21 protein-coding genes and 2 tRNA genes are annotated in these 24,755 nt (G+C 61.9%); 8 read left to right on the top strand and 15 right to left on the bottom strand.

From position 1 onward, the window contains the following. Positions 1–17 precede the first annotated feature (17 nt). On the top strand, positions 18–1,370 hold the full coding sequence (locus tag HMPREF2757_RS11055; RefSeq protein WP_070576799.1) for a TIGR01906 family membrane protein: 1,353 nt from the start codon (positions 18–20) through the stop codon (positions 1,368–1,370). Positions 1,371–1,451: 81 nt separating this feature from the next. Here HMPREF2757_RS11055 and ppk2 read toward each other — a convergent pair whose 3' ends face one another. After that, complete coding sequence (gene ppk2 / locus HMPREF2757_RS11060; protein WP_070576801.1) at positions 1,452–2,354, bottom strand: polyphosphate kinase 2; 903 nt, start codon at positions 2,352–2,354, stop codon at positions 1,452–1,454. Between the two features lie 145 nt (positions 2,355–2,499). Here ppk2 and HMPREF2757_RS11065 point away from each other — a divergent pair. Together HMPREF2757_RS11065 and HMPREF2757_RS11070 are read left to right on the top strand one after the other, a co-directional pair. Continuing rightward, positions 2,500–2,573 (top strand) — tRNA-Leu (locus HMPREF2757_RS11065). A gap of 255 nt (positions 2,574–2,828) precedes the next feature. Beyond that, a complete protein-coding gene (locus HMPREF2757_RS11070; protein WP_070576804.1) occupies positions 2,829–3,347 on the top strand; it encodes a hypothetical protein in 519 nt (172 codons plus the stop codon). A gap of 220 nt (positions 3,348–3,567) precedes the next feature. Here HMPREF2757_RS11070 and HMPREF2757_RS11075 read toward each other — a convergent pair whose 3' ends face one another. Next, the gene (locus HMPREF2757_RS11075) at positions 3,568–3,879 is read right to left on the bottom strand and encodes a hypothetical protein (RefSeq protein ID WP_070576807.1); all 312 of its coding nucleotides are present in this window, start codon (positions 3,877–3,879) and stop codon (positions 3,568–3,570) included. Positions 3,880–4,733: 854 nt separating this feature from the next. Here HMPREF2757_RS11075 and HMPREF2757_RS12050 point away from each other — a divergent pair. Continuing rightward, on the top strand, positions 4,734–5,048 hold the full coding sequence (locus HMPREF2757_RS12050) for a hypothetical protein (protein WP_141750266.1): 315 nt from the start codon (positions 4,734–4,736) through the stop codon (positions 5,046–5,048). Positions 5,049–5,059: 11 nt separating this feature from the next. Then, complete coding sequence (locus HMPREF2757_RS11085; RefSeq protein ID WP_141750267.1) at positions 5,060–5,812, top strand: DUF3800 domain-containing protein; 753 nt, start codon at positions 5,060–5,062, stop codon at positions 5,810–5,812. A gap of 665 nt (positions 5,813–6,477) precedes the next feature. Here the strand turns inward: HMPREF2757_RS11085 and HMPREF2757_RS11090 are convergent. The 8 genes from HMPREF2757_RS11090 to mfd form a co-directional block, all read right to left on the bottom strand. After that, entirely contained in the window at positions 6,478–7,836 is a 1,359-nt protein-coding gene (locus HMPREF2757_RS11090) for an NAD(P)/FAD-dependent oxidoreductase (RefSeq protein WP_070576813.1), read from the bottom strand. 24 nt (positions 7,837–7,860) lie between these two features. After that, positions 7,861–9,105 (bottom strand): S8 family serine peptidase, encoded by a 1,245-nt coding sequence (locus HMPREF2757_RS11095; RefSeq protein WP_070576896.1) that lies wholly within the window; start codon positions 9,103–9,105, stop codon positions 7,861–7,863. An 11-nt stretch (positions 9,106–9,116) separates the two neighbouring features. Further along, entirely contained in the window at positions 9,117–10,070 is a 954-nt protein-coding gene (locus HMPREF2757_RS11100; RefSeq protein ID WP_070576816.1) for a Ppx/GppA phosphatase family protein, read from the bottom strand. Continuing rightward, the gene (locus HMPREF2757_RS11105) at positions 10,067–10,567 is read right to left on the bottom strand and encodes a DUF501 domain-containing protein (RefSeq protein ID WP_070576818.1); all 501 of its coding nucleotides are present in this window, start codon (positions 10,565–10,567) and stop codon (positions 10,067–10,069) included. The genes HMPREF2757_RS11100 and HMPREF2757_RS11105 overlap by 4 nt, the downstream gene beginning before the upstream one ends. After that, on the bottom strand, positions 10,564–10,980 hold the full coding sequence (locus HMPREF2757_RS11110) for an FtsB family cell division protein (protein ID WP_070576822.1): 417 nt from the start codon (positions 10,978–10,980) through the stop codon (positions 10,564–10,566). The genes HMPREF2757_RS11105 and HMPREF2757_RS11110 overlap by 4 nt, the downstream gene beginning before the upstream one ends. A gap of 289 nt (positions 10,981–11,269) precedes the next feature. Then, a complete protein-coding gene (gene eno / locus HMPREF2757_RS11115; RefSeq protein WP_070576826.1) occupies positions 11,270–12,550 on the bottom strand; it encodes a phosphopyruvate hydratase in 1,281 nt (426 codons plus the stop codon). A gap of 54 nt (positions 12,551–12,604) precedes the next feature. Beyond that, entirely contained in the window at positions 12,605–13,345 is a 741-nt protein-coding gene (locus HMPREF2757_RS11120) for a MazG nucleotide pyrophosphohydrolase domain-containing protein (protein ID WP_070576829.1), read from the bottom strand. Then, on the bottom strand, positions 13,342–16,887 hold the full coding sequence (gene mfd / locus HMPREF2757_RS11125) for a transcription-repair coupling factor (protein WP_070576832.1): 3,546 nt from the start codon (positions 16,885–16,887) through the stop codon (positions 13,342–13,344). Before mfd ends, HMPREF2757_RS11120 begins: the two co-directional genes overlap by 4 nt. A 131-nt stretch (positions 16,888–17,018) precedes the next feature. Here mfd and HMPREF2757_RS11130 point away from each other — a divergent pair, with 131 nt between their 5' ends. Continuing rightward, positions 17,019–17,711, top strand: coding sequence for a rhomboid family intramembrane serine protease (locus tag HMPREF2757_RS11130; RefSeq protein WP_070576834.1), 693 nt, complete (start codon positions 17,019–17,021; stop codon positions 17,709–17,711). Position 17,712: 1 nt separating this feature from the next. Here the strand turns inward: HMPREF2757_RS11130 and pth are convergent, their stop codons facing one another. The 5 genes from pth to HMPREF2757_RS11155 form a co-directional block, all read right to left on the bottom strand. Continuing rightward, positions 17,713–18,294: an aminoacyl-tRNA hydrolase gene (gene pth / locus HMPREF2757_RS11135; protein ID WP_070576837.1), complete on the bottom strand. Its 582-nt coding sequence runs from the start codon at positions 18,292–18,294 to the stop codon at positions 17,713–17,715. Positions 18,295–18,387: 93 nt separating this feature from the next. Further along, a complete protein-coding gene (locus HMPREF2757_RS11140; RefSeq protein ID WP_070576839.1) occupies positions 18,388–19,047 on the bottom strand; it encodes a 50S ribosomal protein L25/general stress protein Ctc in 660 nt (219 codons plus the stop codon). 197 nt (positions 19,048–19,244) lie between these two features. Beyond that, positions 19,245–20,219 (bottom strand): ribose-phosphate diphosphokinase, encoded by a 975-nt coding sequence (locus HMPREF2757_RS11145; protein ID WP_070576842.1) that lies wholly within the window; start codon positions 20,217–20,219, stop codon positions 19,245–19,247. Further along, on the bottom strand, positions 20,216–21,664 hold the full coding sequence (gene glmU / locus HMPREF2757_RS11150) for a bifunctional UDP-N-acetylglucosamine diphosphorylase/glucosamine-1-phosphate N-acetyltransferase GlmU (protein WP_070576845.1): 1,449 nt from the start codon (positions 21,662–21,664) through the stop codon (positions 20,216–20,218). The genes HMPREF2757_RS11145 and glmU overlap by 4 nt, the downstream gene beginning before the upstream one ends. Positions 21,665–21,708: 44 nt before the next feature. After that, positions 21,709–21,780: transfer RNA gene (locus HMPREF2757_RS11155), tRNA-Gln, on the bottom strand. Positions 21,781–21,854: 74 nt separating this feature from the next. Here HMPREF2757_RS11155 and HMPREF2757_RS11160 point away from each other — a divergent pair. Both HMPREF2757_RS11160 and pcrA read left to right on the top strand, forming a co-directional pair. Then, the gene (locus HMPREF2757_RS11160; RefSeq protein WP_070576848.1) at positions 21,855–22,250 is read left to right on the top strand and encodes a hypothetical protein; all 396 of its coding nucleotides are present in this window, start codon (positions 21,855–21,857) and stop codon (positions 22,248–22,250) included. 103 nt (positions 22,251–22,353) lie between these two features. Further along, the gene (gene pcrA, locus HMPREF2757_RS11165; protein ID WP_070576850.1) at positions 22,354–24,750 is read left to right on the top strand and encodes a DNA helicase PcrA; all 2,397 of its coding nucleotides are present in this window, start codon (positions 22,354–22,356) and stop codon (positions 24,748–24,750) included. Positions 24,751–24,755: the final 5 nt, after the last annotated feature.

Consider the following 24,755-nt stretch of genomic DNA (forward strand, 5'->3'; position numbering starts at 1 on the left):
GTTGGCACCATGGTTCTGTGGCTGAAAAATCGAACACTCCAGAAAGCTCCGACGACCTCGTGTCCAAGCGGATGAAGACCGCTGAGAACACGCAGGCCGACGCTGCCGAGCGCAGCGAAGATTCGCGCAGTGCCAAATCGGTCGACCGGCCCGAAGAACTCGGCGACACCGCGCAGTACGAGGCGTATCCGCCGGTGCGCCGACAGGAGCCGCGAGTCCGCAGGCCCACCGCGCTGTCGGAAGAAGAGTGGCGCTACCTTGGCGATCGGGGGGCCGGTCGCACAGCCAAAGCCGAACAGACGCCGGTCGAACTGCTCAGCCAAACGCGCCTGTACCGCAAGTTCACGTTCTTCGATGTTGTGGCAACCGCGTGGGTCATCCTCGCCGTTCCCTTCATCACGCTCGCGGTGGCAGTCCGCACGGTGGCCTCCGGACTGTTCCTGAAGTTCGAGTACTTCCACCGGCCCGGCTTCCCCGCTGACGAATTCGGCTTCAGCGACTCCGACCGCCTGCACTTCGGGTCCTACACCGTCGACTACCTGTACAACGCCGACTCCAAGCGGTATCTGGCCGATGTCGTCGCCGGCAACGGCGTGCCCGTGTTCAACGAGGCCGAAGTCGCACACATGGCGGATGTCAAGGGTCTTGTCCAGATCCTCACGCTGGTGGCGATCATCGGACTCATCGGCGCTGTGCTCGCCGGTCTGTATCTCAGCCGCCCCCACGGACCGGGCCTGCGCATCGGCGTCCGCTTCGGCGCTGTCCTCACCCTCGTGTCGATTCTGGTCCTGGGAGTCCTCGCCCTCGTCAGCTGGGACGGCTTCTTCCGCGGCTTCCACAGTCTGTTCTTCTCAGCGGGCACGTGGGAGTTCTACATCGACGACTCGCTCATCCGCCTGTTCCCGCAGACGTTCTGGATGGACGCCGGCATTGCCTCCGGTGCCATCATCCTGCTGGCATCGGGCCTGCTCATTGGTCTGTCGTTCATCGGCCACGGTCGCCGCAAGAAGGCTCGCGCAGCCGTGAAATCGCTGCGCGAGCGCCAGAACAACTACAACCGCCAAAGCGAAGCTAAGAACAAGAAGCAGCGCAAAGCGAAGAAGAAGACACAGGGCAAGGCACAGCCGGCGAAGAAGACGGAAACTGTCGCACCGGCCCCGAGCTCCGCGGCCACTGCACGTGATGACAAGCGTCAGAGTGAAGACCAGCCGACCGAGGAATACACTCCCGAAGACATCACCTCGACTGGAAAAGACGCCCACAGCGCACAGAAGAAGAAAGAGAAGAAAAGCGGCCTGCGCAAAAAGGACGCCGACTACTCCCTGAGCAAAAAGCCCGCCGAACCGTCTGAGGTACAGCAGAAGGACTGACCTTCGGGCAATCACACGCATGAGGCGGGGTTGGAGATTTCTCCGGCCCCGCCTCGTGCATCTGCGGCAGCTGCGTTCAGATCAGTCGCCGACAGCTTCGATGCCGCGCATGACGATGTTGGAGTCGGGCGCGTAGACGACGCTGGTGTCCTTGTCGTCGTAGTCGACGGTATTGAGGAAGTAGCGCATGGCGTTGAGACGGGCGCGCTTCTTGTCGTTGGATTTCACCGAAATCCACGGTGCGTGGTCCGTGTCGGTGCGCAGGAAGGTCTGCTCTTTGGCCACCGTGTAGTCATCCCAGCGGCCGAGTGATTCCAGGTCCATCGGCGAGAGCTTCCACTGGCGCACAGGGTCAATCTGTCGGATGGCAAAGCGGGTGCGCTGTTCAGCTTCCGTCACCGAGAACCAGAACTTGGTCAGGTGGATGCCCGATTCGACGAGCATGCGCTCAAATTCCGGCGCCTGGCGCATGAAGACTTCGTATTCGTCGTCGGTGCAGAAGCCCATAACGCGCTCGACATTGGCCCGGTTGTACCAGGAGCGGTCGAACATGACGATCTCCCCGCGCGTGGGCAGGTGTCGAATATAGCGCTGGAAATACCACTGACCCGCTTCTTCTTCTGTGGGTTTTGCCAGTGCCACCGTGCGGGCTGAGCGCGGATTGAGGTGCTCGGTGAAGCGCTTGATGGTTCCGCCCTTGCCGGCGGCGTCCCTGCCTTCGAACACGATGACATTGCGCAGACCGTTGTCTTCGGCAAAGTACTGGTACTTCAGCAGTTCGATCTGCAGCTTGTACTTTTCGATCTCGTAGGCTTCCCGGTCCATCAGGGTGTCGTACGGGTAGCCTTCGCGCCAGGTTTCGACGGCTTTGCCCTCGGGGCTGATCAGGTGGGGGTCAGGAGTGTGCCCATCCACTACCGTGTAGCCTTCCGTGCGCAGCTTGTCAATGTACTCGCGCAGGTTCTCTTTCGGATGGGGGTGCATTCTGGCTCCTTCGCTCGGTTCTCGTGTCCACTCTACGCACCCAGATTGACGACAGATGAACGGCCGGACCGGGCGGCGCTCGGAGCTGTCCTGCTAAGCTCGATGAAGCCGTGCGGGCCCGTACCCGGGCCACATTCGCACAACTCCCCCTATAGCCCAATCGGCAGAGGCAGTCGACTTAAAATCGATTCAGTGTGGGTTCGAGTCCCACTGGGGGGACTTTCTGTATCCGCACAGCGCATGCGATCCCACACCCGACAGCCGGATTCTGCGCCTTAGCAACAGCTTCTACGGCGACACTTTCCGGCTAAGGGGAGTTTTCCTGCGGCTAAGGGGTGGATTCCGGCTAAAGGGTGTTTTTGTTGCTAACCGGTGTGCCGCTGCCGAACCACACCAGCGCTGCCAAAGTTTGTGCAAAATGTGGGCACGAAGCACTCAGTTGCGGACATTGAGGCCAAGAAAGGGAGGTCAGCAATGAGCAGGTCAGACAGCAAGGCTCGACTGATTCAGGCGATCTCGGCGTCACTACACGATGACTTCTCTGATGCACTCAAGATTGCGGACGACATGTCGATTTCTCTGGTCATAGAAGTTCTGGAGGAGGAAATCGCTCCTGCCGATTCCACGCTCTGCCACCGCTTCATTGAGCAATGGCTTGAGTGCTTCGACCCTGTGCAGAGGCTTGCGGCCTCAATGGAGGTGTCTCACCTGTACGTCTTGGATCTGGTGGATATTCCGCACGCTGAAGACATCATTCTGTCGCGCACATTAAACAACGGCGCAGGCGCGATTGAGGCTTTGAGGTCGGAAGTTCTCTCTAACCGAGATTTGGGCCGAAATCCAGACTCGAGTTTTGGACTGAAGTTTGTGAAGGCTCTCGAGGCCGAGGTAAGTGCGCCCTTGGAGACAGCCATCGACAGATTGCACTCACATTCTGAGCAACTCGGTGTGCTGATGCAGCGCGCGGACGAAGAAACCGAAGACCAGGGTTGACGCATCTCCTTTCAGATGGCGAGTTGGCGTAGAAGGACACGGAAGCAAAGCGCCTCGTCCGAAGGTGTCAGACATGCGTCCTCCATTCATGCCGCACGAACGCGCGCAGTCTGTTCCCGCCATGTGCCCCTGACGGTTTAGGGGAAACTCAACTTTTGGGTATAAGAAAACCCACCCAGATAACTCGGGTGGGTTCACTATCTTTATCTGCTGTATGTGGTTAAGAGACAGGCTCTGAGGCAGTCGCGTTCTTCTTCGCTCGGATTTCGTCCTGCCACTTCATGAACTCATCAAACTCTCGCCCAAGATCAAACCGCTCCGGAAGTTCACGGAACTGCTTAACCAGGTGATCCGGCCAAATAATCCCTTCGTGGCAAGTCTCTGTCCGCAGCATTTCGAAGGCCGCATGCGTTTCGTTGTCTCGGATCAGAGAATCCGGGATCGACAAATCATCGTCGGTGAGCCCGAGTTCCTGCACGACAAGCGCCCGCACTTCGCTCGTAATCTCGTCCAAAGCATCCGGCCGGCGCATTATGTCTCACTCCCCTACCAGCTTGTAAATACTTGATACACGAACGCGCCCAGCTGTATATAAGCCAACGGCCACACACGCTGTAGCCATCGACAACACCAGACTAGCGTGTTGCCAAAAGACACAGATGTTGAGCTTCAAAGACGACCGCAGAACGGCCTCAGCAATTTCAACGTGTCTTGTTTCATCCAACCAGCAGGGACCGGTGCGTCGCCGCTCGGCCCACCGGCTCAGGTCCTGATGTCTCGGGGACGATGGGTTCAAGCAGGGTTTCTTCATCCTTAACGACCCAGCTTGCCGGGACCGCTTCTCCCGACCACGCGCTGAAATCAATAACCGCCACGTAGACTGTTTTGTTACCGGTGACTCCCCCCCAGCGCGGTACGAATTATGCGCGCCCTTCAGCTGTACGTGCTCGGCAGGTTTCCCATCCGTTAGTTGCCGCCAAACAGGCACACAAAACTCCAACACGTTGCCCTTCAATGTGGACACAACACCGCTTCCTCATGCTCCACCACATCACAAGGCAAATACTCACCAGCAAGCGGAACACCGTAATTACAATCATGGAATACGCGGAGAAGACGGTTAGGCTGTGTGTTGCGAATTCCCCCCCTAGACAGATGGACATTACAGACGTGAGCAACGACATTCCTAAGCCACTCCAGGCAGCCATGCGGCGGGCAGGTTTCCTCGACCCGAGGACAAACGAACCATCCATGCGCCAATGGAGCGTTGCGTCTGGCGTGCACACGACGACTATCAGTCGGACTGTCCGAGGCGCGGCTCCTCGGCCGAAGACAATGACCGCGCTGGCTGACAGTCTCGGCGTGTCCGTCGGTATGCTACAGGGAATGCTTGGGAATCCCGCGGAGGAGCCGTGGGTGCCGCCGTCGGGGACTGAGCGTCTGACCTTGCGTCAGCGTGACGCCTTGGACGCGCTGATCTTGTCGCTCGTGGAAGAACCGTCGACGACAGGAGACTGCAATGACACTTCATCATCTGATTCGCAAGCCGTAGGAACACCGAGCGAAGCCGACGAAGCCGAGAAGATCCCAGCCCCACCGCGTAACCGGCTGCACTCCTACCTAGCAACGCACAGGGGCGAACGGGCCCTCAACGCTGAGGGCGAAGCCGCCAGCAGGCGGGACGAAGAGCCCCACCAGTGATTGGGAAGCCCATGACAATGGCCGACAGCTTCTCTGCCTACAGCAGACGCCCCAACCCACCAGCACTAGCCTTAAAAACACCTGCAGGCCCACCAGACATGTGGGTATTCATCGACGATTCTGGTGACCCCGGGATGCAACTCAACAAGGGTTCGAGCCGCTATATCGTGATGTCCGCATGTATTTTCCGCGATCCCAAACAGATCGAGAACCTCAAGTCCATCTCAGAACAATGCGCAGCTAAACGCAGCCACCGAGTGGAGTTCAAATACAACAACACCAAGGACAAGACAAAACGTCTCTACTTCGACCTCATCAAATCACTCGACTTCGCTGTGCGTGCGATCTACGCGGACAAGGAACTCATACACAGCCCTAAACTTCGCAACAACGGCAACGCACTGAAGTCTTACCTGATCAAGATGCTACTCGAGCGCAACTGGGGACAGATCACGAATGCCAAGATCATCATCGACGGAAACGATCTAGCTGCTTTCGACATCCCAGATAATCAGTACCTGATGGGGTTAGTGAACCGCGACGTTCCGGGAACCGTGCACTCCGTCAAGTTTGACGACTCGAAAGTAAATCGCGGCATCCAACTAGCCGATATGACGGCGGGGGCAATTGGTAGGCATCTTATGAACGCGAAGGCGAACCCGTCCAGGGATTTCGATACCTTTAGGTCACGAACGTGGCGCCCGGAAGGGACCTACTGGAACTTCACTAGGAATGATAACGGCCCGGCGCCCTACTCTCAGTGATTACTGAGCTACGCCAACCATACGGTAACTATTCGGAACGCCGGACCTCGGTACTCCCAGTATGACCGCTCAGAACCACTAAGTCCATACGATCGCGCCACGTCCTGACAAAAATGACTTCCCAAGCTATCGCAAGGAAGAGCCCAGAGGCTCTTATCGCCGGGGCGAAACCTTTAACCCACTTATCCATCAAGCACTACAGGCAGTGCAATTTCCCTGGCTCTCATGACAGTGGGTGGGGTTAGCTTCCCAAGCATGCAACACCCTCGGCGGTTTCTTCGACAACGAGACGACATCACCTCCACTAGGCAGAAGTCCCGCGCCCTTTCACGCTGTCGCGAACGGAACAACACTGCGAATGCACAGCCGGCTACTACAAACAGAGCGGCGCTGAGCAATATCCCACGAACTCGCCCAGATTGAAAGAAGCATCCAATGTGTTGATGATCCAGAAGAACGACGCGTCCGCAGAATCACTGCCCGCAGATTGATCGACACGGCCGACCTCATTAAAGCTTGCAATTTGTCGGACAATGTCTCGAAGAAGCTGCCGACTAACTGTGGGTCCCACCCCACCAACAACATAAGGCGGGGCCACCGGATGTCGGTGGCCCCGCCTCGTGAGTGATCAGGCAGGCTGGCAATCAGCCTTTCAGATCAGCGCGTCACTTCTTGGGTGCGGGCTTTGAGTTAGCGGCTTCGACAAAGTTCTTCCGCGGCACGTCGAGGTCCTTGACCGGGGTGAGGTCGCGGCCGAGAATCAGGTTGAGTCCCCAGTTGACGAACACGCGAACCTTGCGGTCAAAGGATGGAATGGCGTAGCCGTGGTAGGCGCGGTGCATAGCCCAGGCAACGGGGCCGCGCAGTTCGGTCTTGCCCATCTGCGAAACACCCTTCCACAGACCCATGCCGGCGACAACGCCGAGTGACTTGTGGTAGTACTGCTTGAACTCGGTTTCGCCGCGCAGCGAAGCCAGCAGGTTTGCAGCCAGGACCGGGGCCTGCCGGACGGCGTGCTGAGCGTTCGGCACGCAGAAACCGCCGGGGCCGTCACCGGTGAGGTCTGGAACAGCAGCGTTGTCACCGGCAGCCCAAGCGCCTTCGACAACGCCGTTTTCATCTTCGACCCGCAGGTCTGCGCGCACCGTGACGCGACCGCGATCATCCAGCGGAAGGTCAGAGTCGACCAGCAGCGGATTGGCCTTGACACCGGCGTTCCACACAATGGTGTCGGCGGTGAACTGTTCGCCGTTGGAGAGCTTGCAGACCTTGTCGGTGCAGTCTTCCAGGAAGGTTTCGAGGTACACGTCGATGCCGCGAGAGCGCAGGTGCTCGACAACCCAGCGGGCCTGGGCTTCGCCGACTTCCGGCATAACGCGCGGCATGGCTTCGACCAGGACGAAGCGCACGTCGGCATCGGTGAGGGTTTCGCGTTCGCGAACACCGGCGCGGACCATGTCTTCGAGTTCTGCAAGGGCTTCGATGCCGGCGAATCCACCGCCGACGAACACGAACGTCAGAGCCTTGCGGCGCTCTTCGTCGTCTTCCATGAGGGCAGCTTCGTCAAGGCGGTTGAGCACGTGGTCGCGCAGGGCGACGGCTTCTTCGATCCGCTTGAGTCCGATGGCTTCGTCAGCCAGACCCGGAATTGGCAGTGCGCGTGCCACAGCACCGGCGGCCAGAACAATGTAGTCGTAGTCGAGTTCAAACGCTTCGTCGCCTTCGGGTTCGATGGTGACGAACTTTTCAGCGTGGTTGATGTTGCGGACGGAGCCGATGACGACCTCTGCGCCCTTGAGGTTGCGGCGCAGAGGGACGATGGCGTGGCGCGCTTCAATCGAACCGCCGGCAACTTCCGGCAGGAACGGCGCGTACGTCATGTACGGGTTCGGGTCGACAACGGTGACGGTTGCTTCTCCGCGACCGAGGTTCTTCAGGAGGTTCTGGGCTGTGACGAGACCCAGGTAACCGCCGCCGACGATGAGGACACGAGGACGTAGTTTGCTGTTGCGAATCAAAGCCATGCCCCCAGTCTAGACCCAAACGGCTCAGTGCTTGCGACCGCGGTTGCGAAGGCCCGCGGCCACGCCGATTCCGGCTGATGTCGCGCCTGCGGCAAGCAGGATAGCCAGCACCGCGGGACCGCTGCGGGCATCGCGGGGCTGCACTTCTGTCAGTGTTCCGCTGGCATGGGTTGCCGGGGCCGAGGTGGAGTCTGGTTCGTCTTTTTTCTTCGATTCTGCTTCTGCTCGCCTGTGCATGTGAATCCACTCACTGAGCGCTTTTTCTGCTGACGGCGCTTTGTCGATGTCCGCTTTGAGCGCTTCGACGGGGCGTATGCGCCCATAGCCGACCGTGGTGTCGAAGTCATCCCCGGATGTCACTCCGTCGTGGTCTTTTACGGCCGCGGCGGTTGAGCGCAGTGCTTCGGCGGTCTGATCAGCCGTGTACTCGGGGTGGGCGGATCGGATGAGGGCCGCTGTTGCGGCGACGATCGGCGCAGCGAAGGAGCACCCTTCGGCCGTTCCGTAGTTTCCTCCGGTCAGCGGGACGGGAATGCCCTGGGACGGGGCCATGAGGTCGACGTCGACGCCGGGGGCTGACGACTGTTTGTCGACCTTTCCATTGCGGCCGATGCCGCCGACCCCGATGACACCGGGCACGGTTGCAGGCGACCACACGCGTTTGGCCCCCTGCGAGGCGTTGCCGACACAGGCGATGACGAGCGCGTCCTTTTTGTAGGCGTGCATGAATGCCTTGTCCCACGATTCGGGCCAGGCCGGGTCGTCCCACCCCAGTGACATATTGATGACTTTGGCACCGTTGTCGGCAGCCCATTTGACCGCATCGGCGGCTTGGTCGCGGCTGTCGGATTCGTCGGGTGTGTCTGAGCCCAGCCAGATGGAGGCCGACATGATGCGAGCGTCCGGGGCGATGCCCACCGGCCCAACGCCCTTGCCTGTGCCTGCAATGACACCGGCGACTGCCGTGCCGTGGTGGATTGTCTCTTGGGGGCCGACCGGTGTTGTGCCGTCCTTCTTCGCCCCGGAGAAGTCTTTTGCAGCGACCACGCGGTCTTTGAGGTTTTCGTGGCCGTCATCGGTTCCCGAATCGATGACGGCAACTTTGACGCCTTTGCCGGTTGAGGTCTTCCATGCCTCTTCCAGGCCGAGGTCTTCGGCAAACCACTGACCGGCGCTGGGTTCGACAGCTGCGGCCGGCTGGACTGTTCCGGCGCTGAGGACCACAGCGGTGACGGCCGCCGTGGCCGCGGCTCGCTTGATAACCGACACTGCCAGCATGGTCAGGCCGACCGCCGGGCCAGGTCGATGGCGATGCCGTCGAGAATGTCTGCCTCCGATGTGATCAGCGGAATGCTGTGACCTGCAGCCTGTTCGATCCTGTGGACCAGGCGGCGGTACACAATCGCCCCGCCGACGATCACGTCGACGCGGCCGGGGTGCATGTACGGCAGCTGTGCACGGTCTGCCGAGGTGGCCGCAAGTAGGCCCTCGACTGCCCGGTCTGCTTGTTCGCGGCGCAGCTGCGCACCGTGGATGACGTCCGGCTGATAGGCGTCAAGGCCGAGTGCGGCGGCAGTGATCGTGGTGATGGTTCCTGCCACTCCCACGAGTGCTTCTGCGGATGCGATGTTGACGTGCTTGGCTGCTTCATCGAACGCGGCGTCGACATCAGCTTCAACAGCTGCGATGTCGTCTGCGCTCACGGGGTCGGACGTGATGTGGCGTTCGGTCATGCGCACGCAGCCGATGTTCATCGAATACCCCGCTTCTACGGCCCCCGTGCCGACGACGAGTTCGGTGGAGCCTCCGCCTAGGTCCATGACGAGAACCGGCTGGGGCAGTCCCGCGTCAATGCGCGAACCGACACCCGCGGTCGCACCGAGGAAGCTCAGCGCCGCCTCGTCATCTCCGCTGATGACCTCCGGGGTGATGCCCAGACGCTGCTGCACGCCGGCAAAGAACTCGTCGCGGTTGTCGACATCGCGGCTGGCCGAAGTGGCAGCGAATCGAACCGGCATGGGGCCGTGTTCGCGAATGAGCGCGGCAAATTCCTCGCAGGCGGCAAAAACCCTTTCGAGTGCCTCGTCAGCGAATCGGCCGGTGGCATCAACGCCCTGGCCCAGGCGAACAATCCGCATGCAGCGGACCACGTCGACAACGCTGTTGCCTTCGACATCGGCAATGAGCAGGCGAATGGAGTTGGTTCCGCAGTCAACGGCGGCCGCGCGGGTCATCGGGCGACCTCGGGAACGCCGTCCATGAGCGACAGTGCGCGGTCACCGATCGGATTGATGCCGGGCCCGGCGGCCAGCGAGTGGGCGACGAGTGCGTGCAGGCACTTGATGCGGGTGGGCATGCCCCCGGCGGAGAAGTCTTTGATCTCCTCGACTTCGGCAATTCCGGCTTCCAGACCGATCTGCCTGCGGTCTTCCAGGTAGAACCGGTGCGCGGCACGGTAAGCCTCAGCGAGTTCGGGCAGTTCTGACAGCTGCGCGGTCCATTCGGTCATGATGCCGCTGGATTCCAGTCGGGAACATTCCCGCACGTAGTCCGGGTGCGTCAGGTAGTACACCGTGGGAAACGGCGTGCCGTCTTCCAACCGCGGGGCGGTTGCCACAACCAGCGGCTCACCGGCCACTGAGCGGGCAGCCACGCCCAGCATGCCGCGGGGAAAGCGGCCCAGCTGCTCTTCTACGACAGCGCGGTCCTGCTCCGAGCTTGAAACCTTCACTGATCCTCCGTTGCCATTCCCACTGTCGACATGTACTCGGCAAGTTCTTGATACCAGGGCCGGTCAACCTGCCCCTTATTGGCCTGACCTGTCGCAGTGTCTTCGCGGTCTTCGCCGACAACGATATACAGCGTTTCGCCTTCTTCTGCGTACAGGTGCTTTTCACGCGCGAGCTTCTTGATGTGCTCGGGGTCGTCGAAGTCTTTGCGACGCTTTTCGAGCTGGTCGATTTCCGTTTGCGTCTGGCTGTTCTGCTTTTCCAGCGCTCGGATCTGCTGCGTCTGACGAACACCCGCGCTGACCGAGGGCAGGAAGCCGACGGCCAAAAGCACGAGGATGATCGAAAAGACGGCAATACGAGCCGCAGACCAACGAGAACCGCCGTTTCTGCGCCGTTTGTCTGCGCCGCTCATATGCACCTCATTCGTGCGTAGGGGAAGGGAAGAAGCACGAATATGACAAGTCTGCCGTGTCAGTGCCAGATGTTAGGAGAAGCGTTCCTGGCGTGTCGGCATGATTCGGTTCACAGTCAGTGCTATCACAGGCGGCACTCAGGAACGGAAGCAGAGACCTCACAGCCAAGCCGTCGTGGGCGGGTCAGCGCGGACGGGCCAGCACAGAAGAAGAGCGGGGTGTGTTTCCACACCCCGCTCACACAGCGGCAGGCTCAGCGCAGCCGAGCGGCAGAAGACAGCCGAAAGGTCATCCCTGGAAGCGCGGGAAAGCGCCGCGGCCCGCATAGCGAGCAGCGTCACCCAGGATCTCCTCGATGACCAGCAGACGGTTGTACTTGGCCACGCGTTCCGAGCGCGCGGGGGCACCCGTCTTGATCTGCCCGGCGTTGACGGCAACCGCGAGATCCGCGATCGTCGTGTCTTCGGTTTCACCGGAGCGGTGGGAGATCATCGTGGTGTAGTTGTTCGACTGCGCCATCTGCACGGCGTCGAACGTTTCGGTGAGCGTGCCGATCTGGTTGACCTTGACCAGCAGTGAGTTTCCAGCACCTTCGTCGATGCCGCGAGCCAGGCGCTCGGGGTTGGTCACGAAGAGGTCGTCGCCGACCAGCTGCACGCGGCCGCCGAGCTTTTCGGTGATGGCAATCCAGCCGTCCCAGTCGTTTTCATCCAGCGGGTCTTCAATCGACACCAGGGGGTACTTGTCGACGAGATCAGCATAGTAGTCGGCCATCTGCTCGGCGGTGCGCTTTTCGCCTTCGAAGCTGTACACGCCATCGGAGAAGAACTCCGAGGAGGCCACGTCGAGGGCGAGCGCAACGTCCGAGCCCGGCTGGTAGCCGGCGTTCTTAATCGCTTCGAGGATGAGGTCGAGCGCCTCTGCGTTCGAACCGAGGTTCGGTGCGAATCCGCCTTCGTCACCCAGGCCTGTGGACAGGCCGCGGTCCTTGAGCACGCTCTTGAGCGCGTGGTAGACCTCGGTGCCCCAGCGGAGTGCTTCGCGGAAGCTCGCCGCTCCGATGGGGGCGATCATGAACTCCTGGATGTCGACGTTGGAGTCCGCGTGGGATCCGCCGTTGAGGATGTTCATCAGCGGCACCGGCATGATGTGTGCGTTCGGTCCGCCCAGGTAGCGAAACAGCGGCAGGTCAGAAGAGTCTGCCTGTGCGCGGGCTACTGCCAGCGAGGTTCCGAGCATGGCGTTTGCGCCCAGACGCGATTTGTTGTCGGTGCCGTCAAGGTCGATGAGGATCTGGTCGACGATCCGCTGTTCGTCGGCTTCTTCGCCTTCGATGGCGTCGTTGATCTCGCCCAGCACCGCTTCGACCGCTGCGAGGACGCCTTTGCCGTCGTAGCGTTCGGGGTCGCCGTCGCGCAGTTCGACAGCTTCGAACTCGCCGGTCGAGGCTCCCGAGGGAACACCTGCTGTGCCGACGGAGTCGTCTTCCAGCAGAATCTCAACTTCGATCGTCGGGTTGCCCCGCGAGTCGAGGATCTCTCGGGCGTTCGCGGCATCAATTCTTGCCATCTGGGTACTCCTTGTTGTTGTCGTCCCGGCGCACTCCAAAGGTGCGCTTTAAGTCTATCCGCGCTCGTGGGCGCTGCGGCCCAGTGTGGCCTTTTCTGCGGCTTCCGTAGCAGCACGCAGGGCCTTTTCGGGGTCCACTCCCCTGCTGTGCGCCTCCTGCACCAGGGCCAGGAGTTCATGTCCGATCCGCTGTTCTTCTGCCGAGGCGCCGGGCGGGTTCTGCAGTTGCCTCCCCATTCGCTGGGCTCGGTCGATGACCGCGGCCGCGCGTGCCAGCGCGGGCATGGTCCGCGGCAGCGAATCGAAAGAGCTTTTCACCGCCTGGCGACCTTCGGCTTTGCGTTCGCGGGCTTTTGTCCGCTCGTACATGTCTTCGACTTCCTCCAGCGTCCACGGTGCGGTGGAGTCGAAGACGTGCCGGTGGCGGCGGACGATTTTGTCTTTCAGCAGCTGTTCGACTTCGGCGAAAGAAGTCGGCGGCGCAGCCTGCCCCGTCGGCTGAGTGTGCGGTTGGGGTGCATCGATGACGGCAGCGTGAAACAGCACCTGGTAGAGGACATCGCCGAGTTCTTTTTTCAGCTCTGCCAGGCTCTGCGCATCAGGTGCTTCGCTGTGCTGCTGGATGGCTTCGAGCAGTTCATAGGTCTCCTCCAGCAGGAAAGGTGCCAGGCTTTCGTGCGTGTGGGCAGCCGCCCAGGGACAGCGTGCTCGCAGCAGGCTGAGCACTTCGGCCAAGGTGAGTCCAGCGGGATCCACGGGATCCCAGGAAACCGGTTCCGGCGCCTCGTCAGTCATGCGGCCTCATCCAGCGGAAATACCTGATCCAGCAGCGTGCGGCACCACTCCAGCAGATCCGAACCGGTGAGTTCGCGCTTGTCGAAGCCTTTGCCGGGGCGGACCGGTTTGGGCACGAGGATCGAGCGCAGCGCCGGTTTGATGAGCGCTTTCGGATACAGGCGCTTAAGCCGCACCACCTGCCATTCGGCCAGTTCCGCCGGGCCGAAGCGGATCATATTGCCCTGCGTGACGATGTCGCTGATGCCGGATTGGCGAGCGCGAATCCGCAGGCGCGCCACGTCCGCGAGCACCGCAACTTCGTCCGGGTAGGGGCCGTAGCGGTCGGTGAGCTCTTCGAGGACTTCTTGCAGCGCCTCTTCTGTTTCGGCGGCAGCGAGTTTGCGGTAGGCCTCCAGGCGCAGTCGTTCGTGTTCGACGTAGTCGGTCGGCAGGTGGGCGTCGATGGGCAGTTCGACCTTCATGGGCGGCAGCTCTTCTTCGCCGTCGCCCTTGAAGTCGGCAACCGCCTCACCGACCATCCGAATGTAGAGGTCGAAGCCGACACCCTCAATGTGGCCGGACTGCTGACCGCCCAGCAGATTGCCGGCACCGCGGATTTCGAGGTCCTTCATGGCCACCTGCATGCCCGCGCCGAGTTCTGTGTGGGCGGCAACCGTCTGCAGGCGGTCGTGAGCGGTTTCGGTCAGCGTGATGTCACTGGGATACAGGAAGTAGGCGTATGCGCGCTCACGTCCACGGCCCACTCGGCCGCGCAGCTGGTGCAGCTGGGACAGGCCCATGCGCTCTGCGCGGTCGACGATGAGCGTGTTGGCGTTGGAAATGTCGATGCCGGTCTCCACGATCGTGGTGCACACCAGAACGTCGTAGCGCTTTTCCCAGAAGTCGACAATCACCTGTTCGAGCTGGGTTTCGTTCATTTTGCCGTGGGCTACGGCAATGCGGGCCTCGGGTACGAGCTCCGCCAGATGGCCGGCGATCTTCTCGATGTCCTGGACGCGATTGTGGATGTAGAAGACCTGACCTTCGCGCAGCAGTTCGCGGCGAATCGCGGCGGCAACCTGTCGGTCTTCGTACTTGCCGACGTAGGTGAGCACGGGATGGCGCTCTTCCGGAGGGGTTGCAAGAGTCGACATTTCACGGATTCCCGTGACCGCCATTTCCAGGGTGCGGGGAATCGGAGTTGCGGACATGGCCAGTACATCGACGTTTGTGCGCAGCGCTTTGAGGGTCTCCTTGTGTTCAACCCCGAAGCGCTGCTCTTCGTCGATGATGACAAGGCCCAGGTCTTTGAAGCGCACTTCGCCCGAGAGCAGCCGGTGGGTTCCGATGACCAAGTCGAGTTTGCCCTCTTTGAGGTCGTCTTTGATCTTCTGCACTTCCGCCGGGGTTTGGAAGCGCGACATGGCCCCAACTGTGACGGGGAAGCCGGAGTAGCGTTCGGAAAAGGTGTCGTAGTGCTGCTGGACCAACAGTGTTGTCGGCACGAGCACCGCAACCTGTTTGCCTTCCTGAATGGCTTTGAAGGCGGCGCGCACAGCGACTTCGGTTTTTCCGTAGCCCACATCACCGCAGATCAGCCGGTCCATGGGAATCTGCTTCTCCATGTCCTCTTTGACTTCGTCAATGGTGGTCAGCTGGTCCGGTGTTTCGTCGTAGGGGAAAGCGTCCTCCAGTTCCCGCTGCCACGGGGTGTCCGGGCCGAAAGCGTGGCCGACGGTCGCCCTGCGGGCCGCGTAGAGGCGGATGAGCTCACCGGCGATCTCCTTGACGGCTTTGCGGGCCTTCTTCTTGGTGTTCGACCAGTCCGAACCGCCCATCTTGTTGACCTTGGGGTCTTCTCCGCCGACATAGCGGGTCACCTGGTCCAGGGCGTCCGAGGGAACGAACAGACGGTCACCGGGCTGGCCGCGCTTCGAGGGCGCGTATTCGATGACGAGGTATTCGCGGGTGTGCTGGTCTTTGCCGCGCCCGGTGGTGCGCTGCATGAGTTCAACGAAGCGGCCCACGCCGTGCTGGTCGTGGACGACATAGTCACCCGGCTTGAGGTCGAGCGGGTCGACCTGGTTGCGTCGCCTGCGGCTGGGCAGGCGGCGCATGTCCCGGGTCGAAGTGGCTGCGGCACGACCGAGCACCTCGGCTTCTGTCAATACGGCGATGTGGTGCTGATCGAAGACGAAGCCGGCGTAGGCTGCCGCCGTTGTCACGAGAATTGCGCCTTCGGCCTTGTCGGCTAGGTCAGGTTCGAAGCGCGCCGGGAGGTCGGCTTCGCTGAAGACCTCCACCAGGCGCTCGCCCGGCCCCTTGCCCTCTGTGAGGACGTACACCTGCCAGCCGTCTTTGACGTGCTGCCCGACATCGGCCAGCACCGCCTGGACATCACCGGAATAGCCGCGCGGTTCACGCGCCCCGATTGTCAGCACCAGACGGTCGGACTCGAGTTCGTCGTCGATTGCGAAACCGCCCAGGTCCCACCACGAAAAGCCGCGATCCTGTGCTGCCTGCTGCACCTCGGCGTAGTCTGCGAAGCTGGCGGCAGACAGGTCGACGGGGCTTTCTGCACCTGCGGCAGCCGATGTCCAAGCTGCAGCCAAAAACTCTTCGGTTGTGGCAACGAGGTCGGCAGCACGCGCCTCGACCTTCTGCGGTGCTGTGACGAACACGGCGGTGTTCTCCGGCAGGATCGACATGAGCGGCTCCATGCCGTCGGCCAAAACCGGGGCGAGTGACTCCATGCCCTCGGCCGCAATGCCGTGGGAGATCTTCTGCAGCAGATCGGCTGCCGCGGGGACTTCGGGAATCAGATCGGCCGCGCGGCGGCGCACGTCTTCTGTCAGCAGCACTTCACGGCAGGGCGGGGCCCACAGCTCATACTGGGCGCCGTCGACGGTTTCGAGCGAACGCTGGTCGGCAACTGCGAAGGGACGGATCTCTTCAACTTCGTCCCCGAAGAACTCAATGCGCAGAGCGTGATCGTCAGTCGGCGGGAAGACGTCCAGAATTCCGCCCCGCACAGCGTATTCTCCGCGCCTGGACACCATGTCCACACGGCTGTAGGCCAGACCCGAAAGCCGTTCGGCCAGCTCTTCCAGATCGGCTTCGCTGCCCACTTTCAGGGCAACCGGCTCAAGGTCGCCCAGGCCCTTGACCAGCGGCTGCGTGACAGCGCGAATGGGTGCAACGACCACCGAAAGGGGGACATCGCCCGGGTGGGCCAAGCGGCGCAGCACCGACAGACGCTGGCCGACGGTGTCCGAACGCGGCGAAAGCCGTTCGTGCGGCAGGGTCTCCCACGACGGAAACATCGCAATGGAGCGCGGACTGAGGTGATCGGCCAGAGCATTGACGAGCTCGTCGGCCTCGCGGCCTGTCGCGGTGATGACAAGAACCGGGCGCTTCTGTGCGGCGGCCGCCGTGATGTGCGGCCACAGGCCCTTGACGGCTTGGATTGCACCGCTTCCGTGCTTTTCGCCGACCGCGTCGACGACGTCGGTGAATTCAGACAGGTCGGACAGGGCAGAGGAAATACCGCGAACAGACACCCCCACAGTCTAAACGCCGCGACTGCCCGGCTCGCCCCGTGTGCGGAGGCTCTTCCCGCAGGCGGTCAGTTCCTGTTCTCAGTCGATTCCCACCCCAGCGCGTTCTCATGCGTCTTTGACACCATGGAACTATGAGTTCACAGCAGACGCGCGGCGTCACCCTGACGGTCCCCGCGCACTACTTCGCCCCGGTTGTGATGCTTGCGCTCATGTGGATCATGCGCGTGATCAGCACGGTCATCCCCGGCAGCGTGCACGCCCTCGGCGTGCGCGCATGGAGTCCGTCGAGCCTGTGGGCGATCGCCACATCGCCGTTCGTGCACGTCAGCTGGTTCCATCTGCTGTCGAACACGATTCCGTTCCTCATTCTGGGGCTCATCGTCGCTTTTGACGGCGCCAAGCGCTTCGCCGCCGTCACCGTGGCCTCAGCCGTTGCCGGCGGGCTCGGGGTGTTCTTCCTCAACCGGCCCGGCACCGTGACGGTCGGGGCTTCCGGCCTCGTGTTCGGCTACTTCGGCTACCTCGTTCTGCGCGGGCTCTTTGCCCGCTGCGGGCTGCGCAAAGTCATCTACCTTGTCGTCGCCATCGTCGTAGCCGGACTGTACGGGGTCTCGATGGTCATCGGCTTGATCCCTCGTGGCACCTCGATGTCCTGGCAGGGTCACCTATTCGGCCTCATCGGCGGCTGCGCTGCTGCATGGGCGCTCGGCTCTGCGGCAAAGCCCAGGTCGGGACAGAACGCCCAGCACCTCACACAGGCCCAATCGCAGCAAACCAGAGACCCTGAGCTCGATCAGCTGCTGCGCGACCTCGATATTGAATAGCTCAGGCGCGTGACCGGCCGTGGTAGCGCTGCTGCGTGTCCGTCAGCCCCAGTCGCACGAGGTCTTCACAGGCATCCGCCAGATCGCTGATGAACAACGGCAGATCCGCGGCTTCAGAACGTGAGAAGGGGCGAAGGACGAAGTCTGCGGTGTCCATGCGCCCGGGTGGGCGGCCAACCCCTGCGCGCAGCCGCAGATAGTCGCGGGTCCCAATGTGCTGGGTGATGGAGCGCAGGCCATTGTGGCCGCCCTCTCCCCCGCCGATCTTGAGTTTGATGCTGTCGAAGGGAATGTCGACGTCGTCGTGGATGGCAATGATCCGCTCGGGATCGACACCGTAGAAATCGGCCAGTCCGCGCACCGCGATCCCGCTTTCGTTCATGTAGGTCATCGAGCGCATAAGCACAGCTTTGTCACTGCCGAGGCGGACGGTGTCGGCAAAAGCCCGGTGTTTGGTTTTGCCCAGCGCACCGCCGGTGCGGCGCAGCAGTTCGTCGACCACCATGTAGCCGATGTTGTGCCGAGTGCGCTCATAGCGCGAACCAGGATTGCCCAGGCCGACAATCAGCCAAGTTCCAGACATCACCGTTCTCCTCGAAAAAGTTCGCAGTGCTCAGGGTCGTGTATGTGCGAAAGGCCCCGCACAGCGGCGGGGCCTTCCACAGATATCAGCAGATCAGTCTTCGGACTCTTCTTCTGCTTCACCGCCGGCTTCTTCAGCGTCGTCGCCGGCTTCTTCGGGCTCGTCAGGCTGAGCGTCAGATTCGAGTTCGGCTTCGAGTTCCTCGGCAGACATCTCCTGCGAGACGTTGACAACCATGAGCTCTTCGTCGTCAACCAGTTCGATGCCGCCAGCGAGCTTGACGTCGCCCGCGTAGATGTGGTCGCCGGCTTCGCGGCCTTCGACCGAAACGACGAGCTCTTCCGGCAGGTCGGTGGCGTCTGCGAGAACGCGAATCGTGGTGGCTTCGAGCGCAACGATGGTTTCGGGAGCCGATTCGCCTTCGATCGTGATGGGGACGTCGACCTCGATCTTTTCGCCCTTCTTGACCTTGATGAGGTCAACGTGGACGATTTCTCGACGGACCGGGTGGCGCTGCACTTCACGTGCAACGGCAAGCGACTTGAAGCCGTCTTCGTCGTTCTTGATCTCCAGAAGTGCGTTCGGGACCTTCATCGCCATCATGATGTCGTGACCATCGACGGTCATGTGAACGGGGTCAATGCCGTGACCGTACATCACAGCGGGAACGCGACCGGCGCGGCGCGCGCGGCGGGATGCGCCCTTGCCGTGCTCTTCGCGCGGCTTGACGTTGAGAACAAAATCAGCTGCCATTGTGTCTCCTTCGTGGTGAATACAATCCCACGGCGGACGCAAGATAACCCGCGTCGATAACGGGAGTCTGAGCTCCCCTCGCCGAGGCAACCACACAAGGATACACGACGGTCTGCCGAAGGCTGAAATGCCGCAGACCGTACGCGGTGCCGAAACTCCGGCGGTCCGCGCTTTCGGGACTCAGCGCCGAAGCCTGCTCAGATGTGGAACAGGCTGGTGACGGATCCGTCTTCGAAGACTTCGTGCACTGCCCGCGCCAGGAGCGGGGCAATCGACAGTTCGGTGAGCTTGCCGAACTTCTTGTCATCATCAATCGGCAGGGTGTTGGTCACAATGACCTCTTCGGCGCAGGAGTTTTCCAAACGCTGCACTGCCGGACCGGAGAACACAGCGTGAGTGGCAACGATGATGACGCCCTTAGCTCCGGCGTTCATGCAGGCGTCAGCGGCCTGCACAATGGTGCCGCCGGTGTCGATCATGTCGTCGACGAGCACGCACATGCGGCCTTCGACGTCGCCGACGACGCGGTTGGCCTTGGATTCGTTCGGCCTATCGATGTCGCGTGTCTTGTGGATGAAGGCCAGCGGCACGCCGCCAAGCGCCTCTGACCAGTTTTCGGCCACCTTGATGCGGCCAGCGTCCGGCGAAACGACGGCCAGGCGACTGTCGTCATAGTTCTCCTTGACGTAGCCGGCCAGTGTCGGCAGGGCGACCAGGTGGTCTACGGGACCGTCGAAGAAGCCCTGGATCTGCGATGTGTGCAGATCGACCGTGATGATGCGGTCAGCGCCGGCGGCCCGGAAGAGGTCGGCCATGAGTCGAGCGGAGATCGGTTCGCGGCCGCGGTGCTTCTTGTCTTGGCGCGCATACGGGAAGAACGGGGCGATCACGGTGATGCGCTTGGCGGATGCGCGCTTGAGCGCATCGAGCATGATCAGCTGCTCCATAACCCATTCGTTGATGGGCGTGCAGTGCGACTGCAGGACGAAGACGTCGCTGCCGCGCACAGATTCTGAATAGCGGACGTAGATCTCACCGTTGGCAAACGGGCGGATTTCGGTTTCCAGCAGGTCCGTGCCGAGGTTCTCAGCAACATCGGCTGCCAGTTCCGGGTGTGAGCGCCCTGTGACCAGGACGAGTTTCTTTTCGCCGGTTGTTGTAATCTCGTTCACTTGCCCTCAGACTCCTTAGCGCGCTCTGCGGCCTCTGCAGCAGCTGTTCCGGGCCGGTTCTTCTGAACCCAACCTTCGATGTTTCTCTGTTCAGCGTATGTGATGGCCAGTGATCCCGCGGGCACGTCCTTGCGGATGACGGTGCCGGCTCCCGAATAGGCACCGTCGCCGACGGTCACAGGGGCAATGAACATCGTGTCCGAACCGGTGCGGCAGTGAGACCCCACAACGGTGCGGTGTTTGGTCTGTCCGTCGTAGTTGACGAACACAGAAGAAGCTCCGATGTTGGAGTGGTCGCCGATTTCGGCATCCCCAACGTAGGTCAGGTGGGGCACTTTGGTGCCGGTTCCGATCTGCGCGTTCTTGGTTTCGACGAAGGTTCCGATCTTACCGTTCGAGCCCAGTTCTGTGCCGGGCCGAAGGTAGGCGAACGGGCCGACCGAGGCGCCCTCGCCGATGACCGCGAGTTCCCCGTGGGTGCGGATGACGCGGGCTTCAGCCTTCACCTCTGTATCGGTGAGTGTGGTGTCCGGGCCGATCACGGCTCCGGTGCCGATGTCGGTTGCGCCGTGCAGCTGGACGTTCGGCAGGATCGTGACGTCGGGGCTGAGCGAGACATCGGAGTCGATCCACGTGGTTTCGGGGTCTATGACGGTCACACCTTCGCGCATCCAGCGCTCAACCGTGCGGCGATTGAGTTCACGTCCCAGCTGCGCCAGCTGCACGCGGTCATTGGCGCCTTCGACCTGCCACAGGTCGTCGGTGACCATCGCTGCGACTGACGAACCGGCATCGCGGGCCAGCCCGATGACGTCGGTGAGGTATTTTTCGCCCTGCGCGTTGTCGGTGCTGACCTGTTCGAGGGACGACCGCAGAACCGAGGCGTCAAAAGCGTAGATGCCGGAGTTGATTTCGGTGATCCTGCGCTGGGCTTCGTCAGCGTCTTTTTCTTCGACGATCCGCTCAAGCGCACCGGCGGAGTCGCGGATGATGCGACCGTAGCCGTGCGGGTTGTCCACGTGAGCGGACAGAACCGTGACCGCGTGGGAGCGCTCTTCGTGGAAGCGCACGAGGTCTGCGATGGTCTGCGAGGTCAGCAGCGGGACGTCGCCGTAGGTGACGACGACGGTGCCGCGCAGGTCCTGGGGCAGCTGGGTGAGCGCACATTCTGCTGCCCGGCCGGTGCCGGGCACGCTGTCCTGGTCGGCGACGATGATCGACTGCTCAACAGCCTCAGTCACCTGGTTCAGATGGTCTGCCACGAGGTCGCGCTCGTGTCGCAGCACGACCACGAGGTGTTCGGGGCCGACTCCGGCTGCCGCGCTGACCGCGTGGTGGAGGAGGGACCGCCCGCCGATCTGGTGCATCACCTTCGGTGTTGCGGACTTCATCCTGGTTCCGGCGCCTGCGGCCAGAACGATGACAGCTGCGGGATGGTCAGCCATGCTGCTCCTCGGTGTTGACTGCGCTGCGGTGTTTTCCGCATCAGCTCCGCCCTTAGGATTCGAACCTAAACTGCACGGCTCCAAAGGCCGGCGTGCTGCCGTTACACCAGGGCGGATTGTTCCCAGTGGGATACGGCCCCGAGCTGACCCGCTCAGGGCGCTCTCATATCTTGCCACTAGAATCAAGGCTATGGAAATCGTTCAGAATATCCTCGTCATTCTCCACCTTATCGGCATGGCGATGATCGTCGGCGGCTACCTCGTCACGGTCAAAGCTCCGCGCGTTCTGCCCGGTATGCTTCACGCCGCCGGTCTGCAGGTCGTAACCGGCGTCCTGCTGTTCGGAATGTTGGAGATGCAGGGCAGCCCGACCATGTCGTTGCGCGCCGGTGCCGGCATCAAGATTCTTTTGGGCCTTGTCGCTCTCATTGCGTTCATCATCGGCAACAAGCGCGAAAAGGCCGCCGCCTCCGCTGGCGCTGTCGCCGATGGCACTGTCAAGACCGCAGCTCCGTCCGCCGCTATGGCTCACACCGGGTTCATTGCCGCTGTGCTCGCCGTGATCGTCGCAGTCTTCACTCTCTGATACCACCGGCTTCGGGGCGCCGTGAGCACGGCGCCCCGTTTTCTTTCTGCACGCACTGCGCGCAGGTCTCGCGTCAGCCCCTCCTGCCATACTGGGAAGCACCATGAGCTCACCGTTCGATTTCCTCAATCCGCACGCTTCCGCAGACAACGGCGGCACAGCCGCGCCCGTCCCGGCGGAGGATCCCGCCCCGGCAGACACTCAGGCGGTCGGGTCCTCGAACCCGGAAGAACTCTTGGCAGGGCTCAACCCTCAGCAGCGCAAGGCAGCCGTTCACCAAGGCGGTCCCCTGCTGATCGTCGCCGGTGCCGGTTCGGGCAAAACGGCAGTCCTCACACGCAGAATCGCCTACGCCCTGCGCACCGGGAGGGCCCACCCGGGACAGATCCTCGCAATCACCTTCACCAATAAGGCCGCACGGGAAATGCAGGAGCGTGTGGAACAGCTCATCGGCACGCAGACCCGCGGCATGTGGATATCAACCTTCCACTCGGCGTGCGTGCGCATTCTGCGCCGCGAAGCCAAAGCACTGGGCCGCAGCCCCAACTTCACCATCTACGATTCCGCAGATTCTCTGCGCCTGATCACCCAGGTGGCCCGCGAACTCGCCCTCGACACCAAAAAGTTCTCACCGAAATCGCTGCAGCACCGCATTTCGAACGTCAAGAACGAACTCATCACAGCCGAGGACTTCGCCGCACAGTCGGCGAACAACCCCTATGATTCGACGATCGCGTCCGTGTACACCCGCTACCAGCAGCGGCTGGCCACCGCGAACGCCTTCGACTTCGACGACCTCATCATGGAAACCGTCCACATGCTCGGCGCGTTCCCCGACATCGCGGCCAGCTACCGGGCACGATTCCGCCACATCCTCGTCGACGAATACCAGGACACCAACCCCGCGCAGTACCAGCTGGTCCGTGCTCTTGCGGGCACTGATTCCGATGACAACCCGGCCGAACTCACCGTCGTCGGCGATGCCGACCAGTCGATCTACGCCTTCCGCGGCGCAACAGTGCGCAATATCGAAGAATTCGAAGAGGACTTCCCACAGGCGGCCACGGTTCTGCTCGAACAGAACTACCGATCCACGCAGAACATCCTTTCGGCGGCCAACGCCGTCATCTCCAACAACGACGACCGCCGGGTCAAGCGCCTGTGGACCGATTCCGGCAGCGGCGACGTCATCACCGGCTGGGTGGCAGAGAGCGAACAGTCAGAAGCCCAGTTCATCGTCGACCGCATTGACTCCGTCATGGACGACAAGGGCCTAAGCTACGGAGACTTCGCGGTGTTCTACAGAACGAACGCCCAGTCCCGGGCAATTGAAGACGCTTTTGTGCGCTCAGGAATCCCCTACCGGGTTGTCGGCGGGACCCGCTTCTACGAACGCCGGGAAATCAAAGACGCGCTCGCCTATGTCCGCGTCATCGACAATCCGGACGACGACGTCAACCTCAGCCGCATCATCAACGTTCCCAAGCGCTCCATCGGGGATCGTTCGCTGGCGCTTCTGCAGGCCTTTGCCTCGCGCGAACAGATTTCCCTGTGGGCGGCCCTGCAGCGGGTTGACGAAGCCCCCGGCATGACCACCCGAACACTCGGCCCGCTGCAGAAATTCGCGGCACTCATGAACGACCTCATGACCTCTGCCGACGGCGCGCCCGCCTCGCGCGTGATCGAATCTGTTCTGGAGCAGACCGGATACCTGGCACAGCTGAGCGCCAGCTCAGATCCACAGGATGAAGCTCGGGTCGACAACCTCGCCGAACTCGTCGCGGTGGCCGAAGACTTCCACACACAGCACCCCGAAAGCACACTCGGGGACTTCCTGGAGCGGGTGTCGCTGACAGCGGACGCCGATTCGATCCCAGATGCCGAACTTGGCGAAGTCACCCTCATGACCCTGCACACGGCCAAAGGGCTCGAGTTTCCCGTGGTCTTCCTCACCGGCTTAGAAGACGGCACGTTCCCCCACCAGCGTTCATTTTCGGATCCCACGGAACTGGCCGAAGAACGCCGCTTGGCCTATGTCGGTTTGACCAGGGCCGAACAGAAGCTGTTTGTGTCACGAGCAGAAACCCGCTCCATGTGGGGTCAGCCGCAGTACAATCCACCCAGCCGCTTCCTGGGCGAAATACCAGACGAGCTCATCGACTGGGAATCAACGGGCACCCTGAGCCCCACGGCTGCGGTCGACCGCCAAGAAGCCGGCTCCGCCGCTCACGGGTGGTCGGGAACCCTGGGCCGCAGCATGCGCACGGGACGGCCCAGCCAGTCCGCTGCGAGCGTGGGCCGCAGCTTCCCCAACCGCATTCGTCCCAATCGCGAAGCCGTTGTCGTCGAAGCCGGGGACAAGGTTTCCCACGACTCCTTCGGCATGGGCACTGTTCTTGAAGTCTCCGGAAGCGGCGACAAAGCCGTGGCGACGGTCGATTTCGGTTCGGAGGGCACCAAACGACTGCTGCTGCGCTACGCGCCAGTCGAAAAGCTGTAGGCTCT

The sequence above is a fragment of the Brevibacterium sp. HMSC063G07 genome, from assembly GCF_001810665.1.
Lineage (GTDB): Bacteria > Actinomycetota > Actinomycetes > Actinomycetales > Brevibacteriaceae > Brevibacterium.